Consider the following 25,965-nt stretch of genomic DNA (forward strand, 5'->3'; position numbering starts at 1 on the left):
GAAGCGAACAGGCTTGTGAAAAGAGAAAGATTAAATCATAAATCTCATTGGTTCTCTTTTATAATTATTGATTGGTTTTCTATGAGCGTATCACATCCAGACACTGTTCTTATTATTGATTTTGGTTCACAAGTCACACAACTGATCGCACGGCGGGTGCGAGAAATGGGTGTCTATTGTGAAATTGTTCCTTTTCAATTAGCTTTAGAAGGCATCAAGCGAATAAGACCTAAAGCTATTATTTTATCAGGTAGCCCTTATTCAGTTGTTGATAGCGGTTCACCGCGTGCTCCGATGGAAGTTTTTGAAATTGGTGTTCCAGTTCTTGGCATCTGTTATGGTGAACAAGCTATGTGTGTTCAGCTTGGTGGAAAGGTTGAAGCTGGACATGAGCGTGAATTTGGGCGTGCTTTTTTGGAGATACAAGAAGAGAATGCACTTTTTGATGGAGTGTGGGAAAAAGGATCTTGTTATCAAGTATGGATGAGTCACGGTGATCGTGTGACAGCGTTACCAGAAGGCTTTCGTGTAATAGGAACATCAAAAGGCGCTCCCTATGCTGCGATTGCTGATGAAAAAAGGCATTTTTATGCTGTGCAGTTTCATCCTGAAGTTGTTCATACACCCGATGGTACAAAACTTTTACAAAATTTTGTTCATAAAATTTCTGGTCTTAAAAGTAATTGGTCAATGACTTCGTATCGCAAGAAGGTAATTGCTGATATACGCGAAAAAGTTGGGAAAAGCCGCGTGATCTGTGGTCTTTCAGGTGGTGTTGATTCAACAGTTGTTGCTGTACTTCTTCATGAAGCAATAGGAGAGCAATTAACATGTATTTTTGTGGATCATGGGTTAATGCGTAAGAATGAAGTTGAAGAAATTCTTACACTCTTTCGAGATCATTATAACATAGGGCTTATTCACGTTAATGCCGCCAACATGTTTCTTAACGCTCTAGAAGGTGAAATAGATCCAGAGAAAAAACGTAAAACAATTGGCCGTTTTTTTATAGAAGTTTTTGAAGAAGAAACTAAAAAAATAGGAGGTGCAGAATTTTTAGCGCAGGGAACGCTTTATTCAGATGTTATTGAGAGTGTATCGGCTATTGGTGAATCGGTAACAATTAAAAGCCATCATAATGTAGGGGGGTTACCGGAACGAATGAACATGAAACTTGTAGAACCATTGCGTGAACTGTTTAAGGATGAGGTTCGCGCGTTAGGGCGAGAGTTAGGATTGCCGGAGCAGTGTATTGGTCGTCATCCTTTTCCAGGACCCGGTCTTGCAATTCGGTGTCCAGGCGCAGTTACACGTGAAAAATTAGAAATTTTACGTGAAGCGGATGCTATCTACCTTGATGAGATTCGTAAAGCCGGCCTTTATGATAAAATTTGGCAAGCTTTTGCTATTCTTCTTCCTGTTCAGACTGTTGGAGTTATGGGTGATGAGCGCACTTACGAATTTGTTTGTGCTCTTCGCGCGGTAACATCTGTAGATGGAATGACTGCTGATTTCTATCCATATGATATGGAGTTTTTAGGCAAAACAGCGGCACGTATTATTAACGAAGTGAGAGGTATTAATCGTGTTGTGTATGATGTAACTTCAAAGCCGCCTAGTACCATTGAGTGGGAATGATTGAAATGAAGTATAAAATTTTAATCAGAGAGTATTGCTTAAAATTAATATTTGGGAGAGTGGATAGAAAAAACAATTTTGAAAAAATTGTTGTGCACTTTGTGTGATTTTTAAAAAATCATTATCTGATTTATATGAACCGATATTGTTTAAAATTAAGAAGTGTGAAATTTTGCATGTCTGAGAGAAAAATTGTTGCACACCGTGGTGGAGCAAACCTTTATTCCGAAAATACACTTTCGGCATTTCGTCACGCAATTGCATTAGGAGTCGATGAAATTGAATGTGATATTCATCTTCTGAAAAGTGGTGAAGTGGTTGTATTCCACGATTTTTATCTGGAACAACTGGTTGGGAAAAAAGGATATATTCATGATATTGATAATGAAACACGCAAAAAACTCTGTGTGAAAGGAAGTACTGAAGCCCCCCCTTTATTAGAAGAGGTGCTTGATCTGTTAGTGTCAACCCACGTGGCCCTTCATCTTGAAATCAAAACATGTGGTGAAGTTGAGCGTGAGACTATTTTATCCCAAAAAGCACTTGCATTAATAAAAAGTCGAAATTTAGCAAAACGGGTTTCTGCAATCAGTTTTGATCCTACAAGCCTTCGTCCTTTTATTGAAGCAGGAATAGCATCTGGGCCATGTATTGATAGATTTGAAGGTGATATGTACCATCATTTTTCTGAATGGAAACGATTAGGGTATTCTGATCTAAGTTTAGATGGTTCCATTGTCTCACAGGTTTTTATTGAATCTGCGCTTGAAGCTGGTTTTACTGTGGGTGTATGGACAATTAACGGGAAAGCTCGGTTATCACATTGGCTTGATATGCCTGTACATTATATCACGACAGATCAACCTGATTTAGCTTTGAAATTACGTGCACAGAGATAAAAAGCTTATTACTATACAAAAGAAACGATACAGTTGATAAAAATTGAAGTCGATAGGAGAAAATAAGAAGTTTTGCTAACAGTGCTTATAAGGTTAAAGTTTTCTATTTTATTTACTTGTTACTTGTGCGTTTTCCTGTGGTTTTATTAAAAGTGTGAAAATTCTGATGAGGAACAGTGAAGCTTAGTTTTTTACCATAGTCGCTTGTAAGGCGTTCTCTTATTTCAACAGTAAAAATGGTATCGTTCCAACGAGTTAAAATATGACACCCTGTCCCGACAGGCTTGATAAGCTCAATTTGTGTGTGAAAGACAGGTCCTTGATCTGGATATTCTCCCAACAAGATTACTTCTGGTCTGAATGCCAAAAGCTCTGTTTCTTGACTATAAGACAATGAATACCCTAAGTGTTGTTCTAGGATTTGACGATCAAGAAAGTTCATAGGAGGAGAACCAATAAAATCAGCAACAAATGTTGTTGCTGGATGGTCATAAATTTCCATTGGCGTTCCAATTTGCTCGATAGTTCCTTTATTCATGACAACTATTCTATCAGCTAGCGTCATTGCTTCTAGTTGATCATGAGTAACATAGAGGCTTGTTGTTTCTAATGAACGCTGGAGTGTTTTAATCTCAATACACATTTGCGCACGCAATTTCGCATCAAGGTTTGAAAGTGGTTCATCAAAGAGAAAAACACGTGGTTGACGCACAATTACACGCCCCATTGCAACACGCTGTCGTTGTCCTCCCGATAATTGTCGTGGTTTACGATCAAGAAATGGCTCTATTTGCAAAAGTTTTGCAGCATGTGTGATACGTCTATTTATTTCGTCTTTAGGTGTTTTGCGATTTTTAAGCCCATATTCTAAGTTTCTACGAACAGTCATATGGGGGTAAAGTGCGTAATTTTGAAAAACCATAGCAATATCGCGATCAGCTGGTTCGCGTTCATTTATACGCTCATTATCAATAGAGAGTTCACCTGAGGTGACCTGTTCAAGCCCTGCAATGATACGTAAGAGTGTTGATTTACCACATCCCGAAGGGCCAACAAGAACGAGAAGTTCCTTATCGGCAACTGTCAAATTTAAATCATCAATGACCATAATATTGTTGTCATACTGTTTTTTTATATTTGATAACTGGATTATAGCCACAGTTATTTCTCCGTTTCAATAAGGCCTTTGATAAAAAGTCGTTGCATGAAGATAACAACAAGAACAGGTGGGACCATGGCAACGACCGATACTGCCATGAGTATATTCCATTGAGGATCATGTTGAAGTGATTCTACGATAAGCTGTTTTAAAATAATAAGAATAGTTTGATGATTTTGATCAGTTGTCACTATAAGAGGCCAGAGATATTGTATCCATCCATAAACGAACATAATGATAAATAAAGCAGCGATATTGCTTTTGCTAAGAGGAAGAAGAATATCTTTAAAGAATTTAAATGGCCCTGCACCATCAACACGCGCAGCTTCCAAGAGTTCATCAGGAACAGTCAAAAAAAATTGACGAAATAAAAATGTAGCTGTTGCGGATGCAATGAGCGGGATAATCATTCCACTATAGGTGTTTATCATGCCTAATTGTGCAACTACAGTATATGTTGGGATAATGCGAACTTCGACAGGGAGCATCAATGTGACGAAGATGAGAGCAAAAGCAGTTTTGCGAAAGGGAAAGCGCATATAGACAATTGCATAAGCAGAAAGGAGCGAAATAATAATTTTTCCAATACTAATACCAAGGGCCATAATGAGCGAATTCATTAAAAGTGGCCAGAGATTGGGCAAACCAAGCTGTTGAAGGCCATCACCAAAGATTATTTTGTAGTTTTCTAGGGCATATTTCCCCGGTAAAAGAGGAAGTGTTCCTGAGCTAAATGCTGCTGAACTATGGGTTGATGCGATGATAGCAACATAAACTGGAAAACAAATAATGATAATTCCAACAATAAGGGTGAGATGGGTTAAAAGTTTCAAAATAGGGCGATTTTCAACCATAATTCGCTTCCTAATATTGTACGCGACGTTCAATCCAGCGAAACTGGATAAACGTCAAGACAATAACCATCAACATTAATATTGTTGATTGTGCTGCTGATCCACCGATTATTTGGTTTTTAAAGCCGTCATCATACACTTTGTAGACGAGAGTGCTTGTTGCACGCGCGGGACCTCCAGAGGTCATGTTATCAATAATACCAAATGTATCAAACATAACATAATTGATGTTAATGACAAGAAGAAAAAAAGTCGTCGGTGAAATCTGCGGGAATACTACAGTCCAAAATCGTTTAAAAGGACCAGCACCATCAATTGCTGCTGCTTCTATTTGGGAATGTGGAACAGACTGAAGACCTGCAAGGAAAAAGAGAAAATTATAGGAGATTTGTTGCCAGCTGGCTGCAATTATAATAAGGATCATTGCTTGAGTACCATTAATACGGTAATTCCATATAATACCTATTTTTTCTAAAAGAAAAGGGATAATCCCAATAGTTGGATGAAAAATAAACAGCCATAATATACCCGCTAATACTGGAGCAACAGCATAAGGCCAGAGCAAGAGCATTGTGTAGGCTTTTTTTGCACGGATGACTCTATCAACACAGGTAGCCAAAAGAAGCGATATCGCCATTGAAGTAAGAGTAACAGAAATAGAAAACACTGCAGTTGTGAGAAGTGATTTCAGATAAGAAGGATCAGTAAAAATTGTCACATAATTTTCAAAGCCAACAAAGGTTGTTGTAAAACCAAAAGCATCTTCACGCTCGAAAGATGACTTTATCGCTTGAGCAGCAGGCCAAAGAAAAAATAAAAAAGTCACAATAAGTTGAGGGAGCAGCAACCAATAAGAGAGCAAACTATTTTTAAAATATGCGTGTTTTTCTTGCATTCATAGGGTTCTTTAAATCAGAGACTTTAGAAAGGAGAACAAAAAAAGACTACAAGGGCTTATATTCTTTATTAACCTTTGATATTTAATAATAATCATGAAACCTTAATGATTAGCTTTTTCAAATTCACGCAAAAGCTTATTGCCTCGTTTAACGGCCTCATCTAATCCATTTTTTGGTGTTTTTGAACCACTAAGAACAGCTTCTAATTCTTGATCAAGAATAGAACGTATTTGTGGTAAATTACCAAATCTTATTCCCTTTGAATTAACAGTCGGTGGATTAAGACTAATCTGTTTAATAGCAATATCTGCACCGGTATTTTTCTCGTAGTAATGCTGTTGTTTGCTCAATTCATAAGCAGCTTTTGTTGATGGAAGATAACCTGTTGTCTGATGCCATCTAGCTTGAATATCTGCTTTCGAGAGAAATTTAAGAAAGGCAGCAGCACCCGCATATTCTTTAGGGGTATGACCTTTCAAAGCCCAAATAGCTGCACCACCAATAATTGAATTTTGTGGTGTACCTTTTACATCATCATAGTAGGGTAACATACCAATCCCTACATTGAATTGCGCTTCGGATAGGATTCCAGAACGAGAACCTGAAGATTGCATAAAAATTGCGCAATTTTGCGTCATAAACATTGGTGTTGTATCTAATGCTCCAGCAGAGCCCCCATAGCGAAAAATACCTTGATCAGACCATCTTTTAAGATCGGTCCACATACGTACTTGTAAAGGCCCATTAAAGGTAAGTTTCGAATCAAGTCCACCAAAGCCATTTTCTTTGGTTCCAAAAGGAGCATTGTGCAGTGCTGAAAAATTTTCTATGCCAATCCATTGAGCTGCATAAGCCATTGTAAAACCACAACTTGCTGCTTTATTTTCAAGGATTTTTTTGGAGAAATTTTCTATATCTTGCCATGTTTTAGGGGGCTGTTCTGGATCAAGCCCTGCTTTTTTAAAGATATCTTTATTATAATAAAGGATTGGTGTTGAAGCGTTGAATGGCATAGAAAGCATTCGCCCCTGAACATCTGAATAATAACCACTGATAGCAGGTAAATAATCAGCAAAATCAAGTTCTTGCTTTGTATCAGCCATAAGTTGATAAATGGGATAAACAGCACCTTTTGCAGCCATCATGGTTCCAGTGCCAATCTCATAGATTTGGGCAAGTACCGGTTGTTTCTTTCCGCGAAATGCTGAAATGAGTGAAACCATACCTTCTTCATATTCACCACGAAACGAAGGAACAACTTTGTAATCAGATTGACTGGCATTAAAATCGTTTATGAGTTGCTCAGTCTGTTTTCCTAGCTCGCCGCTCATAGAATGCCAAAAGCTAATTTTTGTTTGCGCAAACCCTGTTGTTGCCATAGTGATAGCAATTGCAAATGCTGCTAGAGAAAAATAAAAGCGACTCATGTTTCCCCCTTTCTGAAGTGATGGAATACAGGTTACCCTAACTTTATAGTATTGTACATGAAAGTGCCATGACAATTTTATTTCAGAAATATATTGATTCATTTAAACAGGAACCATCAAAAGGTCAAACGAATTTGTTCCAACATGCTCATTTTCCTTTGTGAAAGTTATTCTATGTTAATGAGGTATATTCTGTAAATAGCTGATAAAACACTGAAATAGTGCAACTGAGTAAAAGAGAAAACAAAGATAAAAATAGTAAATACCATTCTTTTATAGTTATTAAATATGCAGATTTAGAAAGAAAGTCGTCTATTTTATATGTTAGTTGCTTTGTAATTTTTGAATAAATAACTTGGCGATGAATTGTTCGCGTTCGGTTTAATAATAATCTCTTCGACATGATTCTAAAACCATGATTTAAATAACTGCTATGAGACTTTAAGTTTTTTCTGTTTAACCCATTATTGGTTGTTTGATACCGAAGATTTTTTTAATTTTCTAAGAATCAAAGTTTGTTTATTGCTTCGTGAAACATAGTTATGTAATCACGTTTTTTGTGCATATAAATAAGAGGTTGTGAGTGATACGGTCTTTTCAAAACCATTATGTTTTAGATATGAAAGAAGCAGTAAAGTCATGCATAATTTCATTTATTTTCTTGTAGAGATATCTTAGTGTTTTTTTATTGCATCGATAATAGTTTTGACATTATGTTCCATCATATCGAGATAAGTTGCAGCAGGTCCATTTTCGTCCGACAATGCATCGGAATACAATGTTCCACCGATTTTTAAGCCTGTTTCTTTTGCGATCTGTTTTATAAGACGCGGGTTAGAAATATTTTCAATGAACAGTGCAGCTGCTTTATTGGTTTTAATCTGTTTGATAAGTTTGGCCACATCGGTTGGTGTTGCTTCAGCTTCTATTGAAGCATTTTGGGGAGCAAGGATAGTAAAGCCGTATTCTTGAGCAAAATAACCAAAAGCATCATGCGATGTGATAATAATGCGCTGATTTTTTGGAATAGTGGCAATCTTTGTTTTAAGTTTTTCTCGCATCGCTTTAAGCTTTTGGAGGTAAGATTCGGCATTTTGGCTGTAGCTTATACAGGATTGTTGATCAATTTTACAAAAAGCAGCAGCGATATTCTTGATATAAATTTCTACATTAGGGATAGTTTGCCAAGCATGTGGATCAATACTACTGAGGTGATGCTGGTGTTGGGCACTATATTCCTGTTTTTTTATTTCAAGGGGAGAAATATTAGCACTTGCTTCGATAAGAGGTGCTTTGGTACCACTTGCTGTGATGAGGCGATCAATAAAACCCTCTAAATGAAGTCCATTGATGAAAATAATATGCGCATTTCTAAGGGCTTGGGCATCTTGGGGAGTTGGTTCATAAGTATGAGTATTCGCATTGGGGCCGACAAAAATCGTCATAGAAATATGATCACCTCCTACATTTTTTACTAAATCTGCAAGAATAGAGAAGCTCACGACAACTCTAATCTTTTCCTGTTTATATGCAGTAGCAGAAAGTGGAAAAAGGGTGAACAATAAGAGTACTCCAAGCGGAACAAAGAGTTGAATAAGTTTAGACATATTATTTCCTAAAATTAGAGAAGAATGTATAAAAAAAGCGAGGAAACCATGCTACAATAAAACCGCGTGGACTGATAAAACAGGAAAAAAGGTAAATACATCCTGCGACAATAATGATAGAGGGACCGGAAGGAAGTGAAAGGTGGAAAGAAAGCAATAGGCCGCATATGCTAGCAATGATTCCCAAAAGGATAGAAAGTATGCAAATAGGGCCAAGACGTGAAAGCCAAAAACGGGCTGTAATAGCTGGAATCATCATAATGCCGACAGAAAGTAGCGTTCCTAGTGATTGGAAACCGCCAACCAGATTCAATACGACAAGTCCAAGCAATGATATATGAACATATTTGCTCAATGGAGAGAGTGATTTAAAAAAGAGGGGATCAAAACTTTCTAATACGAGTGCCCGCCAGAAAGTGAAAAGACTGCATATTGTGATCACCATGATAACGGTGATGAATAAAAGGGCTTGTGTATCAAGTGCAAGTATCGAGCCAAATAAGAGATGAAGCAGATCAATCGTTGAATTTTTAAGTGAAACAATAATGACGCCTGCTGCAAGTGCAATAAGATAAAAGACTGTCATTGATGCGTCTTCTTTCTGAAAGCTATTTCGCGAAATCAAGGCAGTTGCTAACGCAACAATGACACCAGCTAAAATGCCGCCAAGCGTCATAGATATGAGAGAAAAGCCACAAAACAGGAAGGCGGCGGCAACACCAGGAAGAATGGCGTGAGATATAGCATCTCCTGTTAAACTCATCCCGCGTAGCATCAAAAATACACCAATAGGGCAAGCGCTGATGGACAGGAGAATTGAGCCGATAAGGGCGCTTTGCATAAAATGGAACTCAACGAAGGGGGCAAGAAAAAATTCGTACACGTATTATAACCTAATAGAGCGAGAATCATCGAGGGAAAAATGTCGTTTTAGTGCACTGATATGAGAAGAGTTGGATGTAAAAGGCGATATAAAGTGGTGAATATTGTTATGGAAAAACTGTGTTGTTTCTCCATAAAAGGCGTTTTGTTTATTAATTTGGATCATGTGGGGAAAATATTCTTGCACAATGAGCGGATCATGCAGTGCTGTAAGAACGGTTCGTCCTTGTTGTTGCCAATAAGTTACCAAGGCAAGAAGGTCTTTTTGGGTATTACGATCTACACCATTAAAAGGTTCATCGAGCAAGATAATTTCGGCATCTTGTACAATAATACGTGCAAAAAGAGCGCGTTGTAATTGGCCACTTGACAATGTATAAAGAGGACGGTTAGCAAGTGCTGTAAGCCCGACCATTTCAAGTGCATACTGAATTTTAGAATAATAAGGACGCTGGTTTTTCCACAATCCACAAAAAGACCACAGTCCTGTTTTAAGAAGTGTTCTCACGTCAATTGGAAATGTTTGATCTATATCACATTGCTGAGCAAGATAAGCGATTCGGCTTTTTTTCGGTTTTGTAATTTTTCCTTTGAGAGGCTTGATCAAGCCAGCAATAGTTTTCAGTAGTGTGGATTTTCCTGCACCATTATCACCGGTTATTGCTACCAACGAACCCATTTTTAACTTTGCTGAAAAGCCCCTTATTGCTATTCTATTTCCATAGCCTAATGTTGCACTGTCAAAATGCAGATCCATAATTTATACCATCTTTAATATTTACCTCATGAACATATGTAATAATATAACGTTTGTCAATAAAACGTTATATTATTACATATGTCTTGGGTGTTAAGAATTTTAGAGGGAAGATCGTGGAAAATTCAAAATAATAATTGAATTCACCTTGACGAAAGAGAGAGTGTGTATACTATATATAGTATCAAAATGATTGGTGATTCTAAATAAGCACAGGTGAGGGTAGAGTGTGTTTCGTTTGGTTTCTAAGTTATTTCCATAATGTGATTGTAAAGAGTTTATTGATCAAGGGTAAAACGGTATTCTTGTTGAGGTACCTCTTTTGGAAGAGTTTCCTTTCATTTTTGTAAGTTGATTTTTGTCATGAAAAAGTAAAGCTGAGCTATTGAAAAGCAGTAGATTGGAGCTTTATCTTTTTAGACTGCAGGAGGGAATTGTAATGCAAACAAAAGATTATTTTATAACTGGGGGGTTGCCATTTAGGTTGTAGAATGATCACTTAATTCTCATCATAATTCTTAGGTTATTTGTTGAGGATTCCTGTTACGTTTTGGAAGCTATGTGTTATCTAAATAAAGTATAGCTATGTGTGTTTGCGTATGATTTCTGTTTTTTTGTTATCCTTGAGTATTTATAAAATTATCAGAATGAACCCTTTAGGGTTGATTCTTTAAAATTGTGAAAGTTGAAAAAAATGTCAGTCACTATTTATAGCAAACCATCTTGCGTCCAATGTGATGCTACGCGTCGTGCCTTTGATGCTAAAGGTATTCATTATCGTGTTGTAGACATTTCCCGCGATGAACAGGCATATATTTTTGTTCAATCTTTGGGATATCGTCAGGTTCCTGTGGTTGTTTGTGGTGAAAATCATTGGTCTGGTTTTCGACCAGATATGATTAGTGGCCTTTGTGTTTAATGGGACTTATTGTTTATTATTCGAGTGCAACGGGTAATACTGAATATTTTGTTCTACAGCTTGCTCAACGACTCTTCAAAATTGATAAAAAAAACCGTCTATATTAGTCGGTGAACCTTATGTGTTGGTTGTTCCTACCTATGCAGATGGTGAGGGAAGGGGAGCAGTGCCGAAAGCAGTTATTCATTTTCTTAATGAAGATGAGAATCGCAAATTTATTCGTGGTGTCATTGGTGGTGGGAATCGTAATTTTGGTCGCTATTATAATTTAGCAAGCAAGATCATTGCTGAAAAATGTTGTGTGCCTTGCCTTTATCATTTTGAGTTACGTGGAACTGATGAAGATGTTATTTTTGTAAAGAAGGGATTGGAAAGATTTTGGAAACAATTGGGATAGAACAGTCGCAGAAATCAGGTCAGATTATGGATTATCATGCATTAAATGCCATGCTTAATCTTTATGATGAAAGTGGTCATATTCAGTTTGATATGGATCGTCTTGCTGCACGGCAATATTTTCTTCAGCATGTTAACCAAAATACGGTTTTTTTTCATAATTTTAAAGAGAAAATAGACTATTTGATAGAAGAAGGTTACTACGAAAAATCCTTATTTGAGCTTTATGACTTTTCTTTTATCAAAAAACTTTTTAAACGTGCTTACGCATTTAAGTTTCGTTTTCCTACTTTTTTGGGCGCGTTTAAATATTATACGAGCTATACGCTGAAGACTTTTGATGGAAAACGCTATCTTGAGCGTTATGAAGATCGCGTCTGCCTTGTTGCTTTATATTTAGCACAAGGGAATAAGGCGCTTGCCGAGATTTTTGTGGATGAAATTATTACAGGCCGGTTTCAACCCGCAACACCGACATTTTTAAATGCGGGAAAAAAGCAGCGTGGCGAGTTGGTATCCTGTTTTTTGTTGCGTGTTGAAGACAATATGGAATCAATAGGTCGTTCGGTCAATTCAGCTTTACAGCTTTCGAAACGGGGCGGAGGTGTAGCGCTTTGTTTGACCAATTTGCGGGAAGCAGGGGCACCAATAAAACAAATAGAAAACCAGTCTTCAGGTGTATTACCTGTAATGAAACTCTTGGAAGATTCTTTTTCTTATGCCAATCAACTTGGTGCACGGCAAGGGGCTGGTGCTGTTTATTTACATGCACATCATTTAGATATTATGAAGTTTTTGGATACGAAGCGTGAAAATGCTGATGAGAAAGTTAGAATTAAAACACTTTCACTTGGTGTTGTGATTCCTGATATTACTTTTGAGCTGGCACGTAATAATGAGGATATGTATCTGTTCTCATCTTATGATATTGAACGTGTAACAGGCAAACCCTTTAGTGATATTTCTTTGACAGAGCATTATCGATCTTTTGTTGATGATGCAAGAATTCGCAAAAAGAAAATAAGTGCACGTGTTTTTTTCCAAACTTTAGCAGAAATTCAGTTTGAATCAGGTTATCCCTATATTTTGTTTGAGGATACTGCTAACCGAGCAAATCCGATAGCTGGACGTATAAGCATGAGCAATTTATGTTCAGAAATTTTACAGGTCAGTGAGGCGAGTGAATTAGAGACGGATTTGACTTATCGCACTGTTGGAAGTGATATATCTTGTAATCTTGGTTCAATGAATATTGCAAAAGCAATGGAAAGTCCTGATTTTGGAAAGACAGTGGAGGCTGCTGTTCGCGCTCTTACTGCTGTGTCTGATATGAGTGATATTGCCTGTGTACCGTCCATTGCGAAAGGCAATGCTGAAAGTCATGCAATTGGTTTGGGACAAATGAATTTGCATGGTTTTTTAGCACGTGAGCAGATCTATTATGGATCTCCAGAAGCAATTGATTTTACTAATATCTATTTTTATACTGTAGCATATCATGCCATACGTGCTTCTAATTTAATTGCACGAGAGCGTCAGGAAATGTTTACAGGGTTTGAGAAATCAGCTTATGCAGATGGTCGTTTTTTTACCAAATATATTGAGAAAGAATGGAAGCCGCAATTTCCACTCGTAAAAGAGCTTTTCGCACGGAATAATATTATTATACCAGATCAAAAAGATTGGCAGGAACTCAAGGATTTAGTTGTTGAATACGGACTTTATAACCGTAATCTGCAAGCAGTTCCTCCAACAGGGTCTATTTCTTATATTAATCACGCAACATCTTCTATTCATCCAATTGCTTCAAAGATTGAAATTCGCAAAGAGGGAAAAATTGGGCGCGTTTATTATCCTGCTCCTTACATGGATAATACGAATTTGGATTTCTATCAGGATGCTTATGAAATTGGTCCTGAAAAAATTATTGATACCTATGCTGCTGCTACACAGCATGTTGATCAAGGGCTTTCATTAACATTATTCTTTCCTGATACTGCTACTACGCGTGATATTAATCGTGCTCAAATTTATGCTTGGAAAAAGGGTATAAAAAGTATTTATTATATAAGGTTGAGGCAAGTAGCGTTGAGTGGCACAGAAGTAGATGGCTGTGTTTCATGCAGTCTATAGGAGATAATCATATGACAAAGATTACAACCAAAAATCCTGTTGTTTGCGCTGTCAATTGGAATAGATTGCATGATGATAAAGATCTGGAAGTTTGGAATCGTTTAACTGGAAATTTTTGGTTGCCTGAAAAGGTTCCACTCTCCAATGATATTCCTTCATGGTCAAGTTTGACAGAAGAAGAACGTAAGCTAACGATTCGTGTTTTTACTGGATTAACTCTTCTAGATACCATTCAAAATACTGTGGGTGCTATTTCATTGCTTGCTGATGCAATCACAGAGCATGAGGAAGCAGTCTTGACAAATATTGCTTTCATGGAAGCGGTTCATGCACGGTCTTATTCCTCTATTTTTTCAACCCTTTGTTCGACGGTAGAAGTCGATGATGCATTTAGGTGGTCAGAGGAAAATATTCATTTGCAAAAAAAGGCTAGATTAGTACTTGAGCGTTATGAAGCGAATAATCCGCTAAAGAAAAAAATAGCTTCGACTCTGCTGGAAAGCTTTTTATTTTATTCTGGTTTTTATTTGCCTATGTATTGGGCTAGTCGTGCTAAATTGACCAATACAGCTGATCTTATTCGGCTTATCATTCGTGATGAAGCTGTGCATGGTTACTATATAGGCTATAAATTTCAATTGGGTTTTGCAAAGCTTGATGACGTTCAAAAGCAGGAAATTAAAGATTTTGCTTTTAACTTACTCTTCGATCTTTATAATATTGAGTGCAAATATACTGAAGATCTTTATGATGCACTTGGATTGACAGAAGATGTTAAAGTTTTTCTCCATTATAACGCAAATAAGGCCTTAATGAATCTAGGCTTTGAAGCTCTTTTCCCTCCTGAGGTTTGTCGTGTTAATCCCGCTATTTTAGCAGCTTTGTCACCAAGCGCAGATGAGAATCATGACTTCTTTTCAGGATCTGGCTCTTCTTATGTCATTGGCAAGGCAGTTGCAACCACGGATGATGATTGGACATTTTAAGAGCCGCGCACAAATAGAAGGGCACGGGGTATCCTATTGAAGTCTTTGCGCATTTCTAAACATTTAAAACCGTTTTTTTCAAACAAGTTGCAGACTGCTTTTTCTTGAGAGTAGCCAATTTCGACAGCAATATAGCCGTTGTCTTTTAAGTAATTTTCTGCTTCATGAGCAAGTTTTCGATAAAAATCAAGTCCATCTTTTCCACCGATCAGCGCGCGCAATGGATCATGGAGTCGTACTTCTTTGGCAAGATTTTGAATATCTTTTTCTGGAATATAGGGCGGATTGGAAATAATAAGATCAAATTGACCAGTTACAGAAACAAACCAATCACTAAGAAGAGGAGTAAAACGATTAATAACTCCTGCCATCTCTGCATTTCTTGTTGCTGTTTTAAGGGCATCTTCAGAAATATCAACAGCTACCGCGTGGGGGGTCGGGATTTGTTTAAGGAGCGTAATGGCAAGAGCACCACTTCCTGTTCCCATATCAAGTAGTGTTATCTTTTCTGATTTTTCAGCATGTTTTTTAAGCAGAGGGAGAACAAGATCTATCAGTGTTTCTGTGTCAGGACGTGGTTCTAATGTATCTTGAGATAATGTGAAGGATATGCCATAAAATTCCCGTTTTCCGATAATACGGTAAACTGGTTCACCAGAAATACGTCGTTTGATAGCGTTTTCTAAGTGTTCCCTTTGCTCAAAAGACAAGCAAAGATCTGGTTGGAGAATTCTATCAGAAGAATTTGTACCTGTTACCCATTCGACGAGTATTTTTGCCTCAAGCTTAGCTTCAGAAATTCCTTTTGTGTACAATTTTTCTTGAGTTCGTTGGATAACATTGTCGAGAGAATATTTGTTCATCTATTGTTATCCATTTCCATCAGGAGAGCTGTTTGATGGTCAGAGATGAGTGCATGAATAATTTCATCAAGTTCGCCTTCTAGGATGCGATCAAGTTTATATAGAGTGAGATTAATACGGTGATCCGTGACACGTCCTTGTGGAAAATTATAGGTACGAATACGCTCTGAGCGATCACCAGAGCCGACTTGATTTTTACGAGAAGCAGAACGTTCATTTTCTGCTTTTTGTCGTTCAATGTCAAATAAGCGTGCGCGCAAAATTTGCAGTGCCCGTGTACGGTTTTGGTGCTGTGATTTTTCTGCTTGTACAACCATAATTCCCGTTGGTATATGCGTAATACGAACAGCTGAATCCGTTGTATTGACATGCTGTCCTCCTGCTCCAGAAGCACGCATTGTGTCGATGCGAATATCTTCTGGACGAATTTCAATATCAATTTCCTCGGCTTCCGGAAGCACTGCAACTGTAGCAGCAGAGGTATGGATACGCCCACCGGTTTCTGTTTCAGGGATGCGTTGCACACGATGAACACCTGATTCAAATTTCAATTTAGAAAAGACACCTTTTCCTGAAATACCTGCAATAATTTCTTTATATCCACCAACTTCTCCTTCATTAAGTGAAACAACTTCTACTTTCCAGTTATGAGAAGCGGCATAACGTTCATACATGCGGAAGAGATCACCAGCAAAAAGTGCTGCTTCTGATCCGCCTGTTCCTGCTCGAATTTCCACAATAGCACTTTTTTCATCAGCAACATCTTTAGGCAAAAGAAGAATCTGAAGTTCTTTTTCAAGTTGTTCCATTTTTTGGCATAATAACGGGAGCTCTTCTTGAGCAAGATAACGCATCTCTGCATCTGTTAGTTTATCATTTATGATTATTTCCAGCTCTGTGATTTCTGCGTAAAGAGCGTTTAATGTCCGTATAGAAGCAATAATTGGCTGTAGTTCTGCATATTCAGAAGCTAATTTTACATATGTCTCAGCATCTGGATTTTGAGCCATTTGGCTCTCAATTATTTCAAAACGTTTTTCGAGTTGTCTCATACGATCTTTTGGCAAAGAAACCATGATAATATTGACCTAATTTATTATAATATTTTTTATGATACGAGCAATTGATTGCCTTATAGCATCAGATAAAGTGGGGTAATAGAACAGAAAAACTTTCTTGCCAATGAAAACTATAACTTTTTAAAGTAAAATTATAGAAAATATACTTTTTATAAGGTATTTTTTAATAACACATAAGAAATCAGCTACTTAAGAGTTGTTTTTTTTCCATAAAGTTCAAGGCGATGATGAACAATATCATAGCCAAGGGATTTAGCAATTTCCTCTTGCAACTTTTCGATGATATCAGAATGAAATTCGATAACTTGTCCTGTTTCCATATCAATAAGGTGATCATGGTGTTGCCCATCTGCTTGCTCGAAACGAGAGGGCCCACCACTAAAGGTATGGCGATGAATTGTTCCATTTCCTTCTAATATTTTCATTGTTCTATAAACAGTAGAAAGCGAAATACTCGAATCTATTTTGTGAGCACGCTGAAAAATTTCAAATGCATTCGGATGATCTTTTGTTTCAGCCAAAATATCAAGAATAATGCGTCTTTGACGTGTTACTCTTAAACCTGCAGTGCGTAATTCCTGCTCATAATTTCGCTTTTTATTCATCTTCTTCATCGTTTTTTCAAACGAAGGCACCATGACAATGTTTGTATTTTTTTCTGAACCACAAGGGCAACGCTCATTGCGTCCAACCTTTCCCCATGTAGTTACATCATTAGGATCACGGTCTTTCGGGTTAATAATTTTATTTTCTTGTGTTTGTGCCCACAAGGTAGGAATATTTTCTTCTTCTTGATCATTTGGAACAGAGGTATCAGCATCAGTTTGTACAAGCGTGAAAGGTTCTGTAGGTTGCTGAATAATTTCGAAACGCATGAGTTTAGAAGTAACGATTCTGCGTAAATTTCTAAGCATGCTCTGGAAAAGTTCAAATGACTCCGTTTTATATTCGTTGAGGGGATCCCGTTGTGCATAGCCACGAAAGCCAACCACAGAACGCAAATGGTCTAAATTCACCAGATGTTCACGCCATAACGTGTCAATGGTTTCAAGTAATATGGCTTTATGAAAATAAGCCATAACCTCTGAAGTATAGCGTTCAGTACGTTCATTTTCAAGTTTTGTAACAGCATCTGATATGCGTTCTAAAATTTGTTCTTCAGCAATTGCATCTTCTTTTGCCCATGTCTCGATTGGCAACTCGAGGTTGAAGAGTTGGCGAATTTCCTCTTGTAAAGCTTTGACATCCCATTTTTCAGAATATGTTCCAGATGGAATATAGGCTTCAACAAGATCTTCAACTACTTCATTGCGCATTTCAAGGATCATTTCTGTTAAATCATCCGCATTCATGACTTCCATACGCTGTTCAAAAATAACTTTGCGTTGATCATTCATGACATCATCGTATTTTAACAAATTTTTACGGATTTCAAAATTTCGTGCTTCGACTTTTTTCTGTGCTTTTTCAAGAGCCTTATTAATCCATGGATGGGTAATAGCTTCGTTTTCTTTTAATCCAAGCTTTTGTAGCATGCCATCCATACGGTTGGAGCCAAAGATTCGCATAAGATCATCTTGAAGAGAAAGAAAGAATTTTGAACGACCAGGATCACCTTGGCGACCAGAGCGACCACGCAGCTGATTGTCAATACGACGACTTTCATGGCGTTCAGTAGCGATGACGTAAAGACCACCAGCAGCTAATGCTTTTTCTTTAAGTTGCTTGACATCTTTTTTTATTTCTTCAATTTTTGTAGTTCGCTCTTCTCCATCTGGTATATCCTGTAATTCTTGTTTTATACGCATCTCAATATTCCCACCAAGTTGTATATCAGTACCACGGCCAGCCATGTTAGTTGCGATGGTGAGAGCGCCAGGCACTCCTGCTTGTGCAATAATATACGCTTCTTGTTCGTGATAGCGGGCATTTAAAACTCTAAAATCGGTAATACCTTCTTTTCGTAGACGTTCCGCTAATTGTTCTGATTTTTCAATAGATGTTGTTCCAACAAGAATAGGTTGTCCTTTTTCATGTGCTTGACGGATATCATACACAATAGCACGATATTTTTCTTCTGCTGTTCGGTAGATTTCATCATCTTCATCAAGACGCTGGATAGGCAAATTCGTAGGAACTTCTACAACCTCAAGACCATAAATATTACTGAATTCTTCTGCTTCTGTTGTTGCAGTTCCAGTCATTCCAGACAATTTCCTATACATACGGAAATAATTTTGGAAAGTGATAGAAGCAAGTGTCTGATTTTCTGGTTGAATAGCAACATGTTCTTTAGCTTCTAGGGCTTGATGAAGCCCTTCAGAATAGCGCCGTCCTGGCATCATACGACCTGTAAATTCGTCAATGATAACAATTTCACCATTGCGTACAATGTAATCTTTATCACGGACAAACAGTTTATGGGCTTTAAGTGCGTTATTGATATGATGAACAATAGCAACATTTTCTATATCGTAAAGACTTTCACCTTTAAGATGTCCGGCTTGTTCGAGCATTTTTTCGATTTTTTCAGTACCAACCTCGGTAAAGGTTGTCGTTTTTTGTTTTTCGTCTATTTCATAGTCTTCTGGAGTTAAGGCAGGAATAAATGTATCAATAAGGTTGTAAAAGTCGGTACGATCTTCTAGAGGTCCAGAAATAATAAGGGGAGTCCGTGCTTCATCAATGAGGATCGAATCAACTTCATCAACAATTGCGTAATGATGTTCGCGCTGGACCATTTGACTACGATCAAAAGCCATATTATCGCGCAGGTAATCAAAGCCTAATTCATTATTTGTTGCATAGGTGATGTCACATGCGTAGGCTGCTCGTCGTGCATCATTATCAAGATCATGGAGAATCACACCTGTTGTTAGTCCTAGAAAACCAAAGATCTTTCCCATCGTTTCAGCATCACGACTAGCAAGATAATCGTTCACCGTTACGACATGAACACCTTTTCCTTCCAATGCATTGAGGTAAATTGGCAAAGTTGCCATTAATGTTTTACCTTCACCGGTGCGCATTTCAGCAATACCACAGTCATGAAGTACCATTCCACCAATAAGCTGTACATCAAAAGGGCGCATATCATAAACACGTTTTGCTGTTTCACGAACAGTCGCAAAGGCTTCTGGTAAGAGTAAGTCAACGGTTTCACCTGCAGCGAGGCGTTTACGAAACTCGTCAGTTTTTTGGCAGAGCTGCGCATCACTTAATTTCATGAATTGTTCTTCTAAAGCATTAATTTGTATAACTTTTTGGCGAAGAGTTTTGAGACGCTTCTCATAAGTTGAACCAAAAAATTTACGTGCAAAGACACCTAAACTGACCATCTCTGGCCCTTTCTTTTAATTTTTGCCACTATTATTAGGTAATTCATACGCTATCCCCATATTTTGCATCCCTCAAGGCGTTTAATATAATTGGAAGCAAGTGATACCATTATACTCGTGGATGTGCAATTTTTCACTTTTATTGTAGAGTAGAGATAAGAGGTGAAGTGCATTGTGTCAACTTTAGGTACGCTGTTTAGCGGACATAACACAAAGTAATTTAAGATATAATATATCATTTTCTCTATTATCATATTTCCTATGAACATTAGATAGGGTTGAATAAACTAAGATAAAAGGACGAATTTATGCTTTTTAAAATAAAATTACTGATTTATTAATCTCTATTTAGAGATTAAACTGTTACAGTCAAAAAAATTAGATCCCTGCCTTCATTTTTAAGGAGTATATTTATGAAATTTAACTTTATCACGCTGTTTTTGACATCAGCCTTATTGGCGAGTACGAATTTAGGGGTAATGGCCCAAGAAAGTTTGAATTCAGCACCAAGTGATTTAAAGACTTTGGAGAAAGCTTCGGAAAAGGCAGTTTCTCCTTCTCATGTTATGGCCGTTATCGATGGAAAGAATATTACCGCAGGGCAATTAGATGAGTTAGCGCTTGAAATAAATCCTAATTTAATACGTTTTCCTGATGAACAACGCCGTATAATGGTTTTAAAGGCTTATCTAGATATGCAAGCACTTGCTAAAGAAGCAAAGAGTAAGGGAATCGATAAGACTGAGGCTTATGATAAACGTATGGTAGTTATGCGCGACAATGTTCTTCAGCAGCTGTATTTTAAACAGACAATTGTTGATCAGATTTCAGATAATGATTTAGAAGCTCTTTACAAAAACGAAGTTGCTGCTTTACCTAAAGAGGATGAGGTGAAGGCGCGCCATATTTTGGTGAAAACGAAAAAAGAAGCAGAAGCTATCATTAAACGCTTAAATAAGAAGGAAAATTTTGAAGAGATTGCAAAAAAGACTTCAACAGATGGTTCTGCTGCTGTGGGAGGGGATCTTGGCTATTTTAGTCATGGTCAAATGGTTAAGCCTTTTGAGGATGCTGCGTTTGGCTTGAAAGTTGGCGAATACACGAAAAGTCCTATTGAAAGTCCTTTTGGTTGGCATGTTATTAAAGTAGAAGATCGTCGTTTGAAACAACCTCCTGCATTTGATGATGTTAAAGAGATGTTGCGTACACAGCTAATAAAAGAGCGCTATCAAAAACTGATTGTTGATTTGCGCAGCAAAATGGATGTAAAATATCCTGATCCTAATGTGATAAAACTCATGCAATCTCTTAATCAAAACGGAACACCGCTTTCGGATGAAACACCAGACGAAGAAGATACGGAATAGTAAAGAAGAATAGGTAGATAATATTTTTGCTAGGTGATTTGATAGATGAGCTTTGTTCAAAAAGCCTAGCAGTTATTTTATAAAAGATTATTTATCTGCAATCATTTTACCTGTTTTTATGGAAAGCATAGTGTGGTTTTAAAAATATCTCCTTTGTCTCCGCAAAACATACAGGAGCTTCCGCCGTTATCTGGTGTACGGATAGCAACAGCTAAAGCTGGAATTAAGTATAAAGATCGTACAGATCTTCTTTTTATCATATTCGATAAATCAGCAAGTGTGGCGGGTGTTTTTACCCGTTCAAAATGTCCGTCTGCTCCTGTGGAACATTGTCGTGCGTCGCTTCCTCACGGGATTGCAAGGGGTGTTATTGTTAATTCTGGGAATGCGAATGCTTTTACGGGACGTAAAGGAAGGCACACAACAAATGAAATCATGTATGCAGCAGCAAAAGCTTTAAAGGCGAGAGAAAATGAAATTTTTATAGCTTCTACAGGTGTTATTGGTGAGCCAATGGATGCATCGGTTATTGTAAGTCTTTTACCAAGTATGCTGGAAACAGCAGAAGAAGGGAATTGGTTGGAGGCTGCAAAAGCTATTATGACGACTGACACGTTTCCAAAACTTGCTACACGTAGATTTGATTGCGGTGGAGAGATTGTTACCATTAATGGGATTGCAAAAGGTGCAGGTATGATCGCACCAGATATGGCAACGATGCTTTCTTTTGTTATAAGTGATGCAGGAATTTCTTCCGATATACTTCAATTGATGTTATCAGAAGCGGTTCAGAGCTCTTTCAATTCGATTACTGTCGATAGTGATACTTCAACATCCGACACCCTCATGTTGTTTGCAACAGGAAAAGAAAGCTTTCCTCCCCTTACACAGAAAGCTGATCCGCGTTATGAGGTATTTTCAAAGCATTTGCGTGAGCTTTTGCATGAGCTTGCGTTACAAATTGTTTGTGATGGAGAAGGTGCTCGCCATTTAATTGAAGTGAATGTGATTGGTGCAACAACAGACAATGCTGCAAAAACTATTGCTCTGTCAATTGCAAATTCACCCCTTGTAAAAACCGCTATTGCCGGTGAAGATGCTAACTGGGGACGAGTAGTAATGGCGGTTGGTAAGGCTGGTGTTGAAGTAGACCGTGATCTCTTGACAATTTGGTTTGGTGAATATCGCGTAGCTATCAATGGTGAACGAGATCCTGAATATTGCGAGGAAACAATAGCTGCTTATATGCGAGGAAAACACATCACAATTGGTGTTGATATTGGTTTGGGCGCTGGCAAGGCGACAGTTTGGTCTTGCGATTTGACGAAGGAATACGTTATGATCAATAGTGATTACAGAAGTTAATGGATATATTATAAATTTGATATCAGATATCTGTATATTTGGGAAAGAGTAGGGAGTTTTTTAGCACTTTCATTTTGAAGTAGAGGATAATAGGAAAGAAATGGTTATCTTTATCTTGTTTGGAGAGTGGTATGTGTACAAAAAGTTTACTTCTTCTTGTTGTTGCGTGTGTATTACTAGATCAAGATAATCGTGTTTTGCTTACAGAACGCCCTCAAGGAAAATCACTAGCTGGTTTATGGGAGTTTCCTGGTGGAAAGGTTGAACAAGGTGAAACTCCAGAAGCGTCATTAATTCGTGAATTAAAAGAAGAGCTTGGTATTCATGTTCAGGCAGATAATTTACAACCCTTAACATTTGCAAGCCATAACTACGACACATTTCATCTCCTAATGCCGTTATACCTTTGTAGCCATTACGAAGGTGTTGCTCAAGGACGAGAAGGGCAGAATTTAAAATGGGTTTTTATTAGTGATCTTGAGAGATACCCCATGCCTGACGCTGATAAACCATTGGTTCAGCTTTTGAAAAATTTTTTTCTTAAATGATTTTTGAAAAACAATATTCTTTACACATAAAAGATATTTTTTTGCAATAGGCAGCTTGATCTTTATGAATACATTTTCTGCTAAGGCTCATAGATTAATTACTTTACTGCTTTGCTATTGAATAGCTTTTCCTTATTTAAATTGCATAATGCTCATGTATATTTAAAACAAATATATCATGTAAGTTACGCATTTTAATGAGAGCTATTCGAGTAAGCAGGTTAGTGAGTCACTATAATATCCAAAAATACACAAATAGTGAATATAACCTCTAAGAAAAAGCCGTATTATGAATACTCTTTGACATAAATAATTTTATAAAAGTATTTTTTGTTCTTATAAAAGCAACGATTTTCTTTGATCCAAATTATTACTTCTAAGACTTCAAACTCCATGAAAGAATGTAACAATAGAAACGTTTATTAAGCGTTGTTATATGAAAATACAACTTACTTTTTTAGTATTGGTCGACGTTTTTCTATCGGATACTGTTGATATGTTTGAGCAATACGTGTAATTACTTCCTCTAGTGGTTCGATCATAGAGTCCATAGAGAAGCCATTTGCATGAATGATATTTTCATGATCAACCATAATGGCAGCATGACCTTTCCAAAAAATCAAATCACCTCGTTGAAGTTTATCATCATCTGAGAGTGGATTTCCTATAGTTTTCTGCTGCATGTCAGTATCGCGTAAAACTATTTGACCGGTCATTATCATAGAAAGCTGGATGAGTCCTGAGCAATCGAGCCCAAAGCCACTGACTCCACCCCAAAGATAAGGTGTGCGAGTAAACATTTCAGCAACGGCAACATAATCTTTATACACGTGTTCAATGGGACTAAGATGCTTACTAATGATTGCTTTTCCGTCTTCAAGTATAGAATACATGACTTCACGGACTTTAACTTCATCAACAACAGTTACTTTACTTCCCATGGATAAAGGATATTCCATTGGTCCACGCAAATCAGCTTGAAAATATTGGAAAGTGCGCGGTACTGAAACAATATGTGTTTGTTTGACAGTTGATGTACAAAGCGCTGTTGTATCAATATAGCCAACATAACCATCTTTAAGAGATTGTCCCCACGACATAGTCTCTCCGTGTTCAAAGATGAGAAGTTCTTCTCCGAATAAGCACTCTGTTTGCATTTCACTTTTTTTATTATTTTCTTTAAACAGCCCAGCGACAGGTACATTAACACGTCTCTTTTCACCTTGCACAAAACGCTGTGCTGTAATTTCTGTTTCAAGACGTTTATCTGCTAAATCTTCTCTGAATGCATGTAATCTTGGATCTTTAGAGATCATTGATTCATCTTCCATTTTGTCTTTAAATAAGTTCATGATTACCGTATAGGCAAATTTCTCATCATTTAAATAAAACACAGAACATAATTTAAAAATGATAAGACAATTTCTTTAAAGCTTCAAAATTGTCCATCTTTGTGAAAATTTTATGTCTAATTTTGATTTTTAAGAAGATTATAAAGAGCACGAATAGTTTGAGCAGATCCACCAACAGGAGAGTCTGGTTTTTCTTTTGGAATCCACCCATAAAGATCAAAATGCGCAAAATGTTTAGTTTTTTCAACAAAAGAGTTAAGAAATAATGCAGCAACTATAGAACCAGCAAAATTATTTCCCGTTATATTATTCAAATCAGCGATTGGTGATGATAACATTTCTTGATAGGGTTTCCAAAGTGGCATTTGCCAAAGAGGATCACAAACAGAGTAAGCAGATTGGGAAATTTGTTGTGCCCATATTGCATCATTACAATAAAATGCCGGCAGATCTGGTCCCAATGCTATACGCGCTGCCCCTGTTAAAGTTGCCATGCAAAGCATAAATTGTGGTCTCTCTTCATCGCCATAAGCAAGTGCATCGGCCAGGACAAGTCGTCCTTCAGCATCTGTATTACCAACTTCAACACTTAAACCTTTACGACTTTTAAGAATATCACCTGGTCTGTAAGCATTGGCAGAAATTGCATTTTCAACGGCTGGAATCAAAACCCGTAGACGAAAGGGTAATTTTGCGTCCATAATAAGTTTAGCCAACCCTAGAACATGGGCTCCTCCTCCCATATCTTTTTTCATAAGCAACATGTTATTGGCTGATTTAATATCAAGACCTCCAGTATCGAAGGTTACCCCTTTGCCAACCAACGTTATTTTGGGGTGATTTTCTTGCCCCCAATGTAATTCAATCAGTCGTGGTGCAGTGCTGCTGGCGCGCCCTACGGCATGAATCATCGGAAAATTATGTGTTAAGAGATCATCTCCACAAATGCTTTGAACATGAGCATCGTAGGTTTTTCCCAGTTGGCGTGTTTTTTTCTCGAGGATATCAGGATTCATATCATTGGCTGGAATATTGATAAGATCACGGACAAAAAAGACAGTTTTATAAATTCGTTGAAGCTCATCAAGATCAACCGTATCATTGACATAAATTGATAACGATTTTGAGGAAGAGTTTTGACGATAGCGGTTAAATTGATAACTTCCAAATGCCAATCCAAGATAGCTATTAATTTCATTGGAGGCTGTTCCTTTTAAATGCCAATGTCCAGCAGGAAGGTTTTTAGCAAGAAGTCCTGTGATAAAAGGTTCGTCTCCATTGCCAAGTCCAAAGAAAACTTTTTTTAAATGCCCTGTTTCATCAGGAATAAAGAGTATCTGCCCTGCTTTGCCAGTGAAATCATGAACTCTCATCCATACTTTTGTTGCTCGATCAAGCGATAAATTGGCAAGACTTTTTGGATTTACCAAGAATATAGGACAGCTATTATCGGCAGGTTTTTGGCTAAAACAAATGTGATGTAAAGGCATATTTATG

Annotated in this window: 20 protein-coding genes and 1 pseudogene; 9 read left to right on the forward strand and 12 right to left on the reverse strand. The window is 37.4% G+C overall.

Annotated elements, in window-relative coordinates; genetic code table 11:
• Positions 1 to 81: 81 nt before the first annotated feature.
• Both guaA and QWU_RS03510 read left to right on the forward strand, forming a co-directional pair.
• Entirely contained in the window at positions 82 to 1,638 is a 1,557-nt protein-coding gene (guaA, locus tag QWU_RS03505; RefSeq protein ID WP_006588978.1) for a glutamine-hydrolyzing GMP synthase, read from the forward strand.
• A 176-nt stretch (positions 1,639 to 1,814) separates the two neighbouring features.
• Positions 1,815 to 2,537 (forward strand): glycerophosphodiester phosphodiesterase, encoded by a 723-nt coding sequence (locus QWU_RS03510; protein ID WP_006588979.1) that lies wholly within the window; start codon positions 1,815 to 1,817, stop codon positions 2,535 to 2,537.
• 112 nt (positions 2,538 to 2,649) lie between these two features.
• On the opposite strand, the gene QWU_RS03515 is transcribed toward QWU_RS03510, so the two are convergent.
• The 7 genes from QWU_RS03515 to QWU_RS03545 all read right to left on the reverse strand — a co-directional run bounded on the left by QWU_RS03515 (position 2,650) and on the right by QWU_RS03545 (position 10,122).
• Positions 2,650 to 3,696, reverse strand: a complete 1,047-nt coding sequence (locus QWU_RS03515; protein WP_006588980.1) for a sn-glycerol-3-phosphate import ATP-binding protein UgpC — start codon at positions 3,694 to 3,696, stop codon at positions 2,650 to 2,652.
• Positions 3,697 to 3,698: 2 nt separating this feature from the next.
• Complete coding sequence (gene ugpE, locus QWU_RS03520; RefSeq protein ID WP_006588981.1) at positions 3,699 to 4,550, reverse strand: sn-glycerol-3-phosphate ABC transporter permease UgpE; 852 nt, start codon at positions 4,548 to 4,550, stop codon at positions 3,699 to 3,701.
• A gap of 10 nt (positions 4,551 to 4,560) precedes the next feature.
• The gene (gene ugpA, locus QWU_RS03525) at positions 4,561 to 5,445 is read right to left on the reverse strand and encodes a sn-glycerol-3-phosphate ABC transporter permease UgpA (protein ID WP_006588982.1); all 885 of its coding nucleotides are present in this window, start codon (positions 5,443 to 5,445) and stop codon (positions 4,561 to 4,563) included.
• 105 nt (positions 5,446 to 5,550) lie between these two features.
• Complete coding sequence (gene ugpB / locus QWU_RS03530) at positions 5,551 to 6,876, reverse strand: sn-glycerol-3-phosphate ABC transporter substrate-binding protein UgpB (protein ID WP_006588983.1); 1,326 nt, start codon at positions 6,874 to 6,876, stop codon at positions 5,551 to 5,553.
• Positions 6,877 to 7,550: 674 nt separating this feature from the next.
• Positions 7,551 to 8,483 carry a metal ABC transporter solute-binding protein, Zn/Mn family gene (locus tag QWU_RS03535; protein WP_006588984.1) on the reverse strand — a complete coding sequence of 311 codons (933 nt, stop codon included), beginning with the start codon at positions 8,481 to 8,483 and terminating at the stop codon, positions 7,551 to 7,553.
• Between the two features lies 1 nt (position 8,484).
• Positions 8,485 to 9,366: a metal ABC transporter permease gene (locus QWU_RS03540; RefSeq protein ID WP_026017285.1), complete on the reverse strand. Its 882-nt coding sequence runs from the start codon at positions 9,364 to 9,366 to the stop codon at positions 8,485 to 8,487.
• Positions 9,367 to 9,369: 3 nt separating this feature from the next.
• Positions 9,370 to 10,122, reverse strand: coding sequence for an ABC transporter ATP-binding protein (locus tag QWU_RS03545; RefSeq protein WP_017196210.1), 753 nt, complete (start codon positions 10,120 to 10,122; stop codon positions 9,370 to 9,372).
• A gap of 694 nt (positions 10,123 to 10,816) precedes the next feature.
• Here QWU_RS03545 and nrdH point away from each other — a divergent pair.
• The 4 genes and pseudogenes from nrdH (at position 10,817) to nrdF (ending at position 14,556) form a co-directional block, all read left to right on the forward strand.
• Positions 10,817 to 11,041, forward strand: a complete 225-nt coding sequence (gene nrdH, locus QWU_RS03550) for a glutaredoxin-like protein NrdH (protein WP_006588987.1) — start codon at positions 10,817 to 10,819, stop codon at positions 11,039 to 11,041.
• Positions 11,041 to 11,438: pseudogene (gene nrdI, locus QWU_RS09010) on the forward strand (class Ib ribonucleoside-diphosphate reductase assembly flavoprotein NrdI). Before nrdH ends, nrdI begins: the two are co-directional and overlap by 1 nt.
• Positions 11,420 to 13,570: a class 1b ribonucleoside-diphosphate reductase subunit alpha gene (gene nrdE / locus QWU_RS03560; RefSeq protein WP_017196212.1), complete on the forward strand. Its 2,151-nt coding sequence runs from the start codon at positions 11,420 to 11,422 to the stop codon at positions 13,568 to 13,570. The pseudogene nrdI and the gene nrdE overlap by 19 nt, the downstream one beginning before the upstream one ends.
• Before the next feature lie 11 nt (positions 13,571 to 13,581).
• Positions 13,582 to 14,556 carry a class 1b ribonucleoside-diphosphate reductase subunit beta gene (nrdF, locus tag QWU_RS03565; protein ID WP_006588990.1) on the forward strand — a complete coding sequence of 325 codons (975 nt, stop codon included), beginning with the start codon at positions 13,582 to 13,584 and terminating at the stop codon, positions 14,554 to 14,556.
• Here nrdF and prmC read toward each other — a convergent pair.
• The 3 genes from prmC to secA all read right to left on the reverse strand — a co-directional run bounded on the left by prmC (position 14,553) and on the right by secA (position 19,836).
• Positions 14,553 to 15,419 carry a peptide chain release factor N(5)-glutamine methyltransferase gene (gene prmC, locus QWU_RS03570; protein ID WP_006588991.1) on the reverse strand — a complete coding sequence of 289 codons (867 nt, stop codon included), beginning with the start codon at positions 15,417 to 15,419 and terminating at the stop codon, positions 14,553 to 14,555. The two genes, nrdF and prmC, sit on opposite strands and share 4 nt — an antisense overlap.
• The gene (gene prfA / locus QWU_RS03575) at positions 15,416 to 16,495 is read right to left on the reverse strand and encodes a peptide chain release factor 1 (RefSeq protein ID WP_017196213.1); all 1,080 of its coding nucleotides are present in this window, start codon (positions 16,493 to 16,495) and stop codon (positions 15,416 to 15,418) included. The genes prmC and prfA overlap by 4 nt, the downstream gene beginning before the upstream one ends.
• Before the next feature lie 188 nt (positions 16,496 to 16,683).
• On the reverse strand, positions 16,684 to 19,836 hold the full coding sequence (gene secA, locus QWU_RS09015; RefSeq protein ID WP_425338962.1) for a preprotein translocase subunit SecA: 3,153 nt from the start codon (positions 19,834 to 19,836) through the stop codon (positions 16,684 to 16,686).
• Between the two features lie 413 nt (positions 19,837 to 20,249).
• Here secA and QWU_RS03585 point away from each other — a divergent pair, with 413 nt between their 5' ends.
• The 3 genes from QWU_RS03585 (at position 20,250) to mutT (ending at position 23,116) form a co-directional block, all read left to right on the forward strand.
• Positions 20,250 to 21,203: a peptidylprolyl isomerase gene (locus tag QWU_RS03585; RefSeq protein ID WP_006588995.1), complete on the forward strand. Its 954-nt coding sequence runs from the start codon at positions 20,250 to 20,252 to the stop codon at positions 21,201 to 21,203.
• Between the two features lie 132 nt (positions 21,204 to 21,335).
• Positions 21,336 to 22,568, forward strand: coding sequence for a bifunctional glutamate N-acetyltransferase/amino-acid acetyltransferase ArgJ (gene argJ, locus QWU_RS03590; RefSeq protein ID WP_017196214.1), 1,233 nt, complete (start codon positions 21,336 to 21,338; stop codon positions 22,566 to 22,568).
• Between the two features lie 131 nt (positions 22,569 to 22,699).
• Positions 22,700 to 23,116: an 8-oxo-dGTP diphosphatase MutT gene (gene mutT, locus QWU_RS03595; RefSeq protein WP_006588997.1), complete on the forward strand. Its 417-nt coding sequence runs from the start codon at positions 22,700 to 22,702 to the stop codon at positions 23,114 to 23,116.
• A 449-nt stretch (positions 23,117 to 23,565) separates the two neighbouring features.
• Here the strand turns inward: mutT and QWU_RS03600 are convergent, their stop codons facing one another.
• On the reverse strand, positions 23,566 to 24,432 hold the full coding sequence (locus tag QWU_RS03600; protein ID WP_026017286.1) for a C40 family peptidase: 867 nt from the start codon (positions 24,430 to 24,432) through the stop codon (positions 23,566 to 23,568).
• Positions 24,433 to 24,584: 152 nt separating this feature from the next.
• Entirely contained in the window at positions 24,585 to 25,958 is a 1,374-nt protein-coding gene (locus QWU_RS03605; RefSeq protein WP_006588999.1) for a leucyl aminopeptidase family protein, read from the reverse strand.
• Positions 25,959 to 25,965 lie beyond the last annotated feature (7 nt).

Origin of the sequence: Bartonella birtlesii IBS 325, assembly GCF_000273375.1 — a bacterium.
Lineage (GTDB): Bacteria > Pseudomonadota > Alphaproteobacteria > Rhizobiales > Rhizobiaceae > Bartonella > Bartonella birtlesii.

What these genes read in the sequence shown, in the direction of transcription:
- guaA (WP_006588978.1), top strand. Translation starts at nt 82, where the DNA reads ATGAGCGTATCACATCCAGACACTGTTCTTATTATTGATTTTGGTTCA.
- QWU_RS03510 (WP_006588979.1), top strand. Translation starts at nt 1,815, where the DNA reads ATGTCTGAGAGAAAAATTGTTGCACACCGTGGTGGAGCAAACCTTTAT.
- ugpE (WP_006588981.1), bottom strand. Translation starts at nt 4,550, where the DNA reads ATGGTTGAAAATCGCCCTATTTTGAAACTTTTAACCCATCTCACCCTT.
- ugpA (WP_006588982.1), bottom strand. Translation starts at nt 5,445, where the DNA reads ATGCAAGAAAAACACGCATATTTTAAAAATAGTTTGCTCTCTTATTGG.
- ugpB (WP_006588983.1), bottom strand. Translation starts at nt 6,876, where the DNA reads ATGAGTCGCTTTTATTTTTCTCTAGCAGCATTTGCAATTGCTATCACT.
- QWU_RS03535 (WP_006588984.1), bottom strand. Translation starts at nt 8,483, where the DNA reads ATGTCTAAACTTATTCAACTCTTTGTTCCGCTTGGAGTACTCTTATTG.
- QWU_RS03545 (WP_017196210.1), bottom strand. Translation starts at nt 10,122, where the DNA reads ATGGATCTGCATTTTGACAGTGCAACATTAGGCTATGGAAATAGAATA.
- nrdH (WP_006588987.1), top strand. Translation starts at nt 10,817, where the DNA reads ATGTCAGTCACTATTTATAGCAAACCATCTTGCGTCCAATGTGATGCT.
- nrdF (WP_006588990.1), top strand. Translation starts at nt 13,582, where the DNA reads ATGACAAAGATTACAACCAAAAATCCTGTTGTTTGCGCTGTCAATTGG.
- prmC (WP_006588991.1), bottom strand. Translation starts at nt 15,419, where the DNA reads ATGAACAAATATTCTCTCGACAATGTTATCCAACGAACTCAAGAAAAA.
- prfA (WP_017196213.1), bottom strand. Translation starts at nt 16,495, where the DNA reads ATGGTTTCTTTGCCAAAAGATCGTATGAGACAACTCGAAAAACGTTTT.
- secA (WP_425338962.1), bottom strand. Translation starts at nt 19,836, where the DNA reads ATGGTCAGTTTAGGTGTCTTTGCACGTAAATTTTTTGGTTCAACTTAT.
- QWU_RS03585 (WP_006588995.1), top strand. Translation starts at nt 20,250, where the DNA reads ATGAAATTTAACTTTATCACGCTGTTTTTGACATCAGCCTTATTGGCG.
- mutT (WP_006588997.1), top strand. Translation starts at nt 22,700, where the DNA reads ATGTGTACAAAAAGTTTACTTCTTCTTGTTGTTGCGTGTGTATTACTA.
- QWU_RS03600 (WP_026017286.1), bottom strand. Translation starts at nt 24,432, where the DNA reads ATGATCTCTAAAGATCCAAGATTACATGCATTCAGAGAAGATTTAGCA.
- QWU_RS03605 (WP_006588999.1), bottom strand. Translation starts at nt 25,958, where the DNA reads ATGCCTTTACATCACATTTGTTTTAGCCAAAAACCTGCCGATAATAGC.